Genomic DNA, 8,433 nt, shown 5'->3' with positions numbered 1-8,433 from the left:
CGGAAGCGGGTAATTTTCTTGCATCAATAATATCCATTTGGATATTATATAGAACTATAGGATCGCCGAGTTAATAACTTATCTCCAGAGTGGGAAGCCTCTCCAATCAGAAAAAATAGATGAATCAGCATGTTAGCAAGCACCGTCGCGAAATTACTCTAATGGATATATGGCGGCCGTATATGTCTTGTTATTTTGTTCCTTTTGATCATAGGTGTAAACCGTTAAAAATCAATAGTTTGGTGTATATGTTACTGTGGGTATACGAAGCTGTCCTTGATATTGTTTCCACTCGACTGACTTTATCTTATCTTCGATGTTCATTCTTTACCGGAATATAGCTTGATTTAGGTACGGCTGGTGCTAAACGGATGCTACCCCCTTTTATGTTGCTCAGGGGACCTACAAACGCTTGTCAGGAATAATTTTTCCATTGCTGCTTTATACCAACTCTCTGTTTATGTTCAGGATTTTGCTCAATAAATGAGTTAACGTCAGGTTTTATTTTAGGAAACGCGGGATCATCATGATAACCGTTACCCACAAAACGAAATCCTGCTTCCCAGAGGCTTTTTGCTGCTGCCCAACCGGATGAGTCATTTTTAGATGGTGCGGCAAAGTTGCGCCCCATAAATGCCATACGATGACCACAGTTTGGACACTTGTAGATGATGTCTGAATCAGATTGATGAGCTGAGCCTGATGATGCATCCTCAAGTGCATGGCGCTTAAAGGCGACCTGACAATCGAAGCATGCAAATTTGTGTAAGAACTCAGTCATAGTGTATAGCGTGTGGTGAAACGGTGGGCCATGCAGTAAACCTTTGATCTTGGCTTCGATTATTGTCATTCACTAATTTTTGAATATAAATTTTCATCGAAGTATTGGCCATTTTTACATGACGCTTTTCGAAGAGTACCTTCATACAAATAGCCATTTTTCTCTAGGACTCTAATAGATGCACCATTTATGGAAACTACAGAAACAAATAACCGGACGATATCTGTATATTTAAAAAGCATATCCGTAAAGACTCGAACTGCCTCAGTAGCAATTCCATTGCTCCAGAATTGCCTTCCAATCCAGTAACCCAGTTCAGCGCTGCAGCTATATTCAAACTCACCCACCTTAGCCGATATACATCCTACAAGCTCTCCTTTGTACTCGATCGCTTTTGTTAGGCTTGAACTCTCACTATTTTCAACCCACCAACGAGCATCACTCTCTGTATAGGGTTGAGGTATAGCATCTGTTATATATCGCGTTACCTCATTATCATTAAGGTACAACATTATTGAATTAATATCAGATTTATCAAACTGTCTTAGCTTAAGCATTTTCTAGAAACTCTACCGTAGCGACTCATCAGCGACAGCAAATTAAGAAGGTGATCCTATGTGAAGGACCGTATTATATCCTTGTCAATCGTAAGTATCGGGCGTTTACGAGTAATGTCATTCTCTCATTATAAATGAGATCCGAGACCCTGGGATGAACCTAGGTTTTTTCACACATCTATCCTAGTATTCAACAATTATTTCATGCGTAACAAGGGAATTGAAATCTTCAGAATAACGTTGAAGCAAATATCTTATGTGCAAACCGTAATCCTTAATCCCTCTGATTCCAACCTTATGGCCAACAATTTTTTTGCTAGTGGGTGTAAAGTCGAAGTGTCTATTTCTTTAAGCCTACGTTTTCCTAAACGCTTATCCAGTGTGGCTAGGGATTGAATCAATGGATTGTCGGATTTTATAGCTTCATCAACTTTGAGGGTATGAACGAATTCCCAGCAGGCTTGATAGGCATCTTGTCGAGATAACTCTCCATACTCCACCTCACCATAGGATAGTTTCTGCTTTTCACTTACATGCTCAGGCACATCGGAATCAGTAACCCAGCGATTATCTTTTCTATAGAAATTACCACTCGCTCTATTCCAAAAGGCCCTTGTACAGAAGTTTGCTATGACCTCTTTATCAAGAGTCAACCAGGCATGTCCACATGAACAGTTTCCATAACTGGTACTGTTGATAGAGATGCGGCCATCCAGGGATGGAGAAAATTTTTCTTCAACTAGAGATTTGAGCTTGCTCCATTTCATTGGATGATACTCCTAATTACCAATAACATCTCACGGACAAATGGATTCAAATGTTGTGGCCAATCAAAAATTAGGGTCCGGATAACTACATCCTTCTAAACGAGAACACCAGAACTCTACGCTTTTGTTATAAATTACCTTTATAGGGTTGTCCATTTCTAAATGTTTGATCCATGGAGCATATAGATACTTATTAAGATTAATACCCAGTTGAGAATAAGCTAAGGCTTGAGTAAAGAAGCCTAACGTATACAAACTTAAAATCATTAAAAATAAGATCATTATCTTCTTCATTTGGTTACCATATATATCAGCAGGATTGAAAATTATTAACACTCATAGATGCTATCTACTCGGGGAGCTAAGGACGTCAACATCTGGATAGATCGCGGCTGCGCGCGCTCTATCCTTCCTAGCCATGCCTATTGTTTATCGACCTCGTTTTCCCACTCTTCTTCATAGCCTAAGGCTTCAAGGTGTGCCGAAATGGAGTTCATTAATTTTTCGTTCCAAAATTCAGCTCCTTCATTTCATTGAAGCTTTACTCCGTTATTTTCGTCCTCAATTGATGCATCTACCATAGCCCAAAAGAAACGACAGATATGCTCGGCTTGAGATTTATGTAAAATAATGCCATTTTGAAGGAATTGTAGGCTAAGTTCGTCATCTAACTTCTTTGCGTAGAACTCTCCATATTCTTTTTCTTCAGGAAACTTATAAGTAATCATGGGTAAGAAACAGATTCTAACCTTTGCGATAGATAGCTATAAATCAATCCTTAGACCTTACCGGATTTAAAGATGGTCCCGAAGATTCAGCCTCTTCTATTTCTTGATTAACTAGAGCTAACAAGCGTCCTAAATACATAATATCATCTTGAATTTCTGAGAATTTTTCTTCTTCACATTCTTCTTCAGTTGTTTGGTTTAGAATGCCTTCATATGCCTGAATGGAAGCTCTAATATAGGTAAGATCTTTATAATTAAATGGCATTTTACATCTTTCATTTCATGTACTTGCAAGGTGTTGATGGAAAAAACTACAACAGGATTTTGATATCTAAATCTATGCATGTCCAAGATTACACCTTGTGTCATACAGAGCTACTATATACAAGATTTATAGTTTCTGCTGGTTCTTTAATTTATTTGATTTTATGGCCGTTTCAACCTCTTTAGCTTCTTTCAATATTTTAGATTTGTTTTTCTCAACAAATTTTCTAATATCTTCCCTACCAATCTGTTTGTCTTTAATCGTCATTTTTTCGATCTCTCATACGGTCAACTTCTGTTGGATTCGTTTGTTTTCCCGATGGTTCTTCTACTGTTGTATCTTTTGATTTCTTTTTCACTTCTTCAGCATGTTTCTTCATCTTCGAGCGGATTTTATTAATTCGATCCTTCTCTTCTTGTGAGAATTTATAGCCACTCATAATTTTTTCATTCCGACTCTTTTTCCGTGATAGATTTCAGGCGCTGAGAAACCTTGGCTTTCGTAATAATCTATGGCACCTTTTACGGGGTCTAAAACCCAAACCTCATCAGCACTAATCAAGTTGGCATAAACAGTAGCTCCAAAAGATAATATTGGAAAGACACCTTCGCCCAAAGGATTTGGTCTTACCGGTGTAGATTCTATAAGATTCATTCTTACCTTTGTGCCATGCTTGGATGCAAAGCCATAACAAAGCCCACAAAGTTGATTCTCATACCAAACTGACATTTCATATCTTTTTGGCTTCTTCTGATATGCATTAAATTCTGGCTCCCAGTCCCAACTGGCTCTCGAAGATCTTAGATTTGCTCCTCTCATCTCTTTCCAAGAGTCAGCCAGTCTTGCTGTCTTCCAACTAATGCCCTTTATTGATGACTGAGGCCATGACTCTTGTGTGATTGACCAAACTTCTTTTCTGAGAGCTTGGTAGTATCCAATAACAGAGGGATAATTGTGAAAATTTAAAGCTTCCATAGTATTTCCTATACTTAAATCAAAATATTTCCACTATATTCGAAGAGCTATTTTCTCTTAGTTGGTAAGATGCCGCAAAGTTTGATCCAGTTTCTAGATTTGCTCGGACAGTTCATGGTGCCCAAGGTGGCTGTCGTTCTAATTTGAATCATGGTGTATACAATACCAAGCTCTGCTGAAAACATAAGTAGAGTCAAAGCTGGAACTTATGATTTTCAGCAGGAGCGTCTTGTTAAAGTGGATGACTACCCCTTCCACTGGTTCCTGCGAAACAGCTTCCAATTACGATTAGAGATATTACTAGGAAAGTAGTCGTCCCAAGCGTTTGGCAAACATTTTGGCCGACGACGGTTTCTAATCTTTATCGGAATTTTTAGTTCATTTTCCAACGAAGCATGGTATTGCTTCATCTCGTTCTTGGTTTTAGGGTGTCGAAAATACCCCATATGGATCTCCATTAGCTATGAATTGCTAATGGAAACCAAACCCTCTTTTTAACAGTAGATTTCTATAGTTCATGCTTTCCTGCCAAAGAGCTTTAATAGTGTGCTCAACTGAAGCTGGATCATATCACTTGTCGACCAATGCCAAAATGGCAAATAACTATACTTAGAGCCGATATATCAATCGGTAAGTTATCCAGTACAGGCGAAAAACACCTATGTAGAGATAGGAACAAGTGTACCGATTAAATGGGATTTTAAGTGCTTTATGAGAATGGCATCGCAACTAAAAGTGGACAACTCTCCATGTCTCACTGCAATACTTTCAAGCCTTAGGCTATTGGGATATTTTCTATCGACACAAGAAAGACACACCGAGTGGTGGTTTTATGATTAATTTATTTTAGTTCTAACGTGAAAGCGAGTAAAGAGTAACCATCTAAACCATCACTCTTATGGATAACGCAAATTATCTAAGCTAACGAGCATAAAAATATAGGCACAAAAATAATCTTATTGGATTTTATTCAGTTTGTTTTAGTGTCAAAGCTGCGTAGAATCGATAGATATTTATTGGTATTTTGGCCGGAATTGGGTGGCCTTTTGTAGGCCGATGGCCAAAGGCCAAAGGGATTCGAGAGAATCAAGACCTCTAAGAGTTTTCTAAAGAACCATCTTCTCAAAGGAGAACGGTAGCGTGACGTAAGAGATAGTAAAAGGCGCTGACCCAAGGTGCAGCAACACCAGGGGCCAGCTGACCAAATTGATAACGTAACTATCAAAATGGCTATATGGATCATACGCTAGAAACCCGCTCGTCTTCAATAAAGTGGAGTACATTCAGCGGCTTGGTGCGGTTCCCCAAGCTCTGGAAGCGTTATGCCTGCCTTTTCTTCTTCTATGCCTACCGTTCCCGCGCACCACCCCATATTTCCTCTCAACGTTACTTTCTCAGCCTTCCATCAGAGAAGGTTTACCCATGGTTTGAGTATGAGTAGGAAATAAATATGTTGATCTTAAAGCGCCGGACTGGTGAAAACTTACGGATTGGAACCAATGTTTCAGTCACAGTATTGGAAGTTAAGGGGAATCAGGTGAAGATAGGGATACGTGCTCCCAGATCCCTACCTGTGCACCGTGAGGAAATATATATTCGTCTACAAAAGGGATGTACTCTGGGGAGCGAAGATCGGTGAAAAAATGTTTCACGATTACTTAGCGTAAGAAAAAGCGGCAAATTATGGAGCCGAAAATGGAGTAATTTATCTGCTTGCCTGATTTTGTTTGTGATTATACTCTAACCATTGTGTGTTAAAACTAAGATTTTGTGATCAGGTATTACCATGAGAACTTTCTCTTGTCCGTGGGAGTAGAAAGAGCCTGGTACTGTTGCACTATCAATAATGATTCCTTGTAGCTTTGCAGGCATCTTTGCGCACATTAGTTCATAAGCCCAGTTTTCAGGTCTTGTCCAATCCTTTCTTGGAGTATGCATCCATCCTCCATAGCTATAATAAAACCTACTATGCCCTCGTGCCTGTTTGGCTGTATTGAGAAATTCAATACCCTCCGCTTTGATTTTATCTAAAGTTTTTTCTTCAAGCTCATATATATGAACACCACAAGCTTCTCTTATACCTTGTAAATCACTGTTGCTATGGAGAGTGCTACCTAGCTCGAATTCTATAGGTATTATGTCTCTCCAATGTTGATCATTTAGCCAAGCAAGGTAGCAGCTGCCTAGCAGTAAAATCATTAATGTAGAGACTGCAATTTTCTTCATTATTACTTAACGCCTTTATAACAGGAAATCTGGTGGCAATGTTATGCATGAGGCATGTCTAGCTATACAGTGGAGTACATGATAAATTCATTAAATTTTATCACATACAAGTAGCTTTGGTTAAACACTAAAAATAGTGAACATTAGGTCTCTTTCTATTTTCTTTAGATTTCTAGGGGTTACGCTGAATAAAATATACTCTGGAATCTCAATATTATTACCTGTACTAAAATTTCTTAATCTGGGTTTAATTCATGGGAAATTTATTTTAGGGGTACTGTAGACTACTTTAATATATTGGTTCTTTGTTAGTTCATGCTTGGGAATCAAAACAACATTGTAGACATTTAATGCCTCAAAAAATGGCGCTAATTGCTGCGCCATCTAATTATATTGTCGATGATGAATCATAACTTCTTCACGCCGGAGGAAATCAAAAAATTCATAGGTGATCCTTTAGAAAAGTAATTAAGAGTGTAGTTTCTCTCATCAGTATGCAAGGTTCTAGATCCCATAGCTGCAGACCAAGATAGCCAATCAGATTGCCCAGTTTTAAGTAGATCGTCTCGTATTTCTTTTAATCCGTATCCTTGCTCTGGGATCTCAAGTATTTTTGAGCGAGCAATTTTGAATTCACTACTTAATTCATAAATTTTAATTAGTGAATCACCATATAAGTCTACTCCTGCTAGGTGATCCTCGAGTATTGCTCCAATCCAAAAAAGCTGGTATTCCAAAAAATTAATTTCTGATTTTAGAAAGCTATTTATAACTCTAGAAAGGCTTTTTTTATCTTTTATGTCTGAGCATATTGAATATATATGTTTGATTATATTTGGGAATTTCTCAAGAAGAGTTGGTAGAAGATCAAGTAAGCTATCACTATGTGAGCGAAGAAAACCTAAAATTAAATCAGCATCAGATTCTTCAAGGTCATCTTCTTTTAACAATGACATTAAGCCATCAACCTGTTCCTGGCTGAGACTATTTTCGATTTCAGCCTCAGTCTCGAATACCTCCATTCCTGAAACAGTTGGAAATGCTTTATAATCAACAACGATCTCCTGAAGAGATTCCTTGATTTTGGATAAGGTCGTTGAAATATCACCGACTTTATTATCATAATGTGTTTTCGAAGGGTTGATGTTTAATGCAAACTTGCCAAGAAGTTGTTGGATATATATAAAGTCTTGCTTAAGTACGTTTGGGTCATTATCAAATAATGTAAAGTCGTCCATGAATCGGACAATACTTGATGATTTTAATAGACCCGAAAGGTCAACAAATTTCAGGAATTCGTTACCTATCATCTTGCATGGATAAATACCATATGGGAGGAAGTCGACACTTCTTCCAGAATTAATTTCTCTAAAAAATTTACCAAATGCGTTGCCGTCTATGCCCGACACGCCATTTTTGGAAGAAAACCAGTGTGATAAATCATGGTGATATAGGCTATTAAAATATGAAGCAATATCAAATTGAATGTTATGCGTGAATACATTTGAGCATTCTCTAAGGTGAGATTTGTATTCTGCATAGGCCCTGTGAACAGATATATGGCTGCCCTCAGAAAATCTATATCCAAAACACCGTCTGGCATTACTTACCTGAGGTCTGAAAATTGACCTGTTTCTAAATATTAGGTCATAAATAAAATATTCAGCTATGGGGTCTAGTTTTACTGTTAACCTTTCGGTTTTGTTGCATAAACCTTGTGTTGCGAAAGGAAGTTATCTCCCTCATGTAAGTCATTTAAAATTTTTTTATTAATATAGTTTGCAATTTCATTACTATTAACGTCGGCCAAGATAAGATTGGTCTTGAGGGGGTACAGTGTTGATTCAAAATCATTTTTAATGAAATTTACTGTGCTAATCATTGGTTTTTTCTTTTTCTATTTGGAGTGATTAATGGCGTTAAAAAGATCCTTAGTGCGTAATAGCATATCTCAAGCATGGGTGTCTGCTAAAACTAGGAAAGACTATCAGCTCCATGTGAGTTAGAAGACATATAAAGTGATTTTTATGAATGGACGAAGATAATTTTTAGATTTTCTCCCTAGATTGCCAACATAAGTGACACACGTTTACCCACCAAAAATTCCAGTGGGCTCAAGTAATTTAACACCTTC

10 protein-coding genes and 1 pseudogene are annotated in these 8,433 nt (G+C 37.8%); 1 reads left to right on the top strand and 10 read right to left on the bottom strand.

What is annotated here, in order from left to right:
- Nucleotides 1-415: 415 nt before the first annotated feature.
- From Q1A69_RS19295 to Q1A69_RS19260, 8 genes are all read right to left on the bottom strand, one after another.
- A complete protein-coding gene (locus tag Q1A69_RS19295; RefSeq protein ID WP_299589286.1) occupies nucleotides 416-850 on the bottom strand; it encodes a hypothetical protein in 435 nt (144 codons plus the stop codon).
- On the bottom strand, nucleotides 847-1,338 hold the full coding sequence (locus Q1A69_RS19290) for a GNAT family protein (RefSeq protein WP_299589284.1): 492 nt from the start codon (nucleotides 1,336-1,338) through the stop codon (nucleotides 847-849). The genes Q1A69_RS19295 and Q1A69_RS19290 overlap by 4 nt, the downstream gene beginning before the upstream one ends.
- Nucleotides 1,339-1,592: 254 nt before the next feature.
- A complete protein-coding gene (locus Q1A69_RS19285; protein WP_299589271.1) occupies nucleotides 1,593-2,105 on the bottom strand; it encodes a hypothetical protein in 513 nt (170 codons plus the stop codon).
- A 530-nt stretch (nucleotides 2,106-2,635) separates the two neighbouring features.
- Entirely contained in the window at nucleotides 2,636-2,833 is a 198-nt protein-coding gene (locus tag Q1A69_RS19280) for a hypothetical protein (protein ID WP_299589268.1), read from the bottom strand.
- Between the two features lie 43 nt (nucleotides 2,834-2,876).
- Entirely contained in the window at nucleotides 2,877-3,098 is a 222-nt protein-coding gene (locus tag Q1A69_RS19275; RefSeq protein WP_299589264.1) for a hypothetical protein, read from the bottom strand.
- 126 nt (nucleotides 3,099-3,224) lie between these two features.
- Nucleotides 3,225-3,365: a hypothetical protein gene (locus Q1A69_RS19270; RefSeq protein WP_299589262.1), complete on the bottom strand. Its 141-nt coding sequence runs from the start codon at nucleotides 3,363-3,365 to the stop codon at nucleotides 3,225-3,227.
- Nucleotides 3,355-3,537, bottom strand: coding sequence for a hypothetical protein (locus Q1A69_RS19265; RefSeq protein ID WP_299589260.1), 183 nt, complete (start codon nucleotides 3,535-3,537; stop codon nucleotides 3,355-3,357). The genes Q1A69_RS19270 and Q1A69_RS19265 overlap by 11 nt, the downstream gene beginning before the upstream one ends.
- Entirely contained in the window at nucleotides 3,534-4,073 is a 540-nt protein-coding gene (locus tag Q1A69_RS19260; RefSeq protein ID WP_299589258.1) for a hypothetical protein, read from the bottom strand. The genes Q1A69_RS19265 and Q1A69_RS19260 overlap by 4 nt, the downstream gene beginning before the upstream one ends.
- 1,450 nt (nucleotides 4,074-5,523) lie before the next feature.
- Here Q1A69_RS19260 and csrA point away from each other — a divergent pair.
- Nucleotides 5,524-5,712 carry a carbon storage regulator CsrA gene (gene csrA / locus Q1A69_RS19255; RefSeq protein WP_299589256.1) on the top strand — a complete coding sequence of 63 codons (189 nt, stop codon included), beginning with the start codon at nucleotides 5,524-5,526 and terminating at the stop codon, nucleotides 5,710-5,712.
- Between the two features lie 101 nt (nucleotides 5,713-5,813).
- On the opposite strand, the gene Q1A69_RS19250 is transcribed toward csrA, so the two are convergent.
- Together Q1A69_RS19250 and drt5 are read right to left on the bottom strand one after the other, a co-directional pair.
- The gene (locus Q1A69_RS19250) at nucleotides 5,814-6,299 is read right to left on the bottom strand and encodes a hypothetical protein (RefSeq protein WP_299589255.1); all 486 of its coding nucleotides are present in this window, start codon (nucleotides 6,297-6,299) and stop codon (nucleotides 5,814-5,816) included.
- Nucleotides 6,300-6,706: 407 nt separating this feature from the next.
- A pseudogene (drt5, locus tag Q1A69_RS19245) lies at nucleotides 6,707-7,981 on the bottom strand (antiviral reverse transcriptase Drt5); the annotation flags it as partial.
- Between the last annotated feature and the right edge of the window lie 452 nt (nucleotides 7,982-8,433).

This window comes from uncultured Microbulbifer sp., from assembly GCF_947498635.1.
Lineage (GTDB): Bacteria > Pseudomonadota > Gammaproteobacteria > Pseudomonadales > Cellvibrionaceae > Microbulbifer > Microbulbifer echini.
Note: the sequence above shows the minus strand (reverse complement) of the source record. Positions and strands in the feature narration are given on the sequence as shown.

Excerpts from the sequence above, each read along its gene's own strand:
- Q1A69_RS19250 (WP_299589255.1), bottom strand. The coding sequence starts at position 6,299 with ATGAAGAAAATTGCAGTCTCTACATTAATGATTTTACTGCTAGGCAGC.
- Q1A69_RS19260 (WP_299589258.1), bottom strand. The coding sequence starts at position 4,073 with ATGGAAGCTTTAAATTTTCACAATTATCCCTCTGTTATTGGATACTAC.
- Q1A69_RS19270 (WP_299589262.1), bottom strand. The coding sequence starts at position 3,365 with ATGACGATTAAAGACAAACAGATTGGTAGGGAAGATATTAGAAAATTT.
- Q1A69_RS19290 (WP_299589284.1), bottom strand. The coding sequence starts at position 1,338 with ATGCTTAAGCTAAGACAGTTTGATAAATCTGATATTAATTCAATAATG.
- Q1A69_RS19285 (WP_299589271.1), bottom strand. The coding sequence starts at position 2,105 with ATGAAATGGAGCAAGCTCAAATCTCTAGTTGAAGAAAAATTTTCTCCA.
- Q1A69_RS19280 (WP_299589268.1), bottom strand. The coding sequence starts at position 2,833 with ATGATTACTTATAAGTTTCCTGAAGAAAAAGAATATGGAGAGTTCTAC.
- csrA (WP_299589256.1), top strand. The coding sequence starts at position 5,524 with ATGTTGATCTTAAAGCGCCGGACTGGTGAAAACTTACGGATTGGAACC.
- Q1A69_RS19275 (WP_299589264.1), bottom strand. The coding sequence starts at position 3,098 with ATGCCATTTAATTATAAAGATCTTACCTATATTAGAGCTTCCATTCAG.
- Q1A69_RS19265 (WP_299589260.1), bottom strand. The coding sequence starts at position 3,537 with ATGAGTGGCTATAAATTCTCACAAGAAGAGAAGGATCGAATTAATAAA.
- Q1A69_RS19295 (WP_299589286.1), bottom strand. The coding sequence starts at position 850 with ATGACAATAATCGAAGCCAAGATCAAAGGTTTACTGCATGGCCCACCG.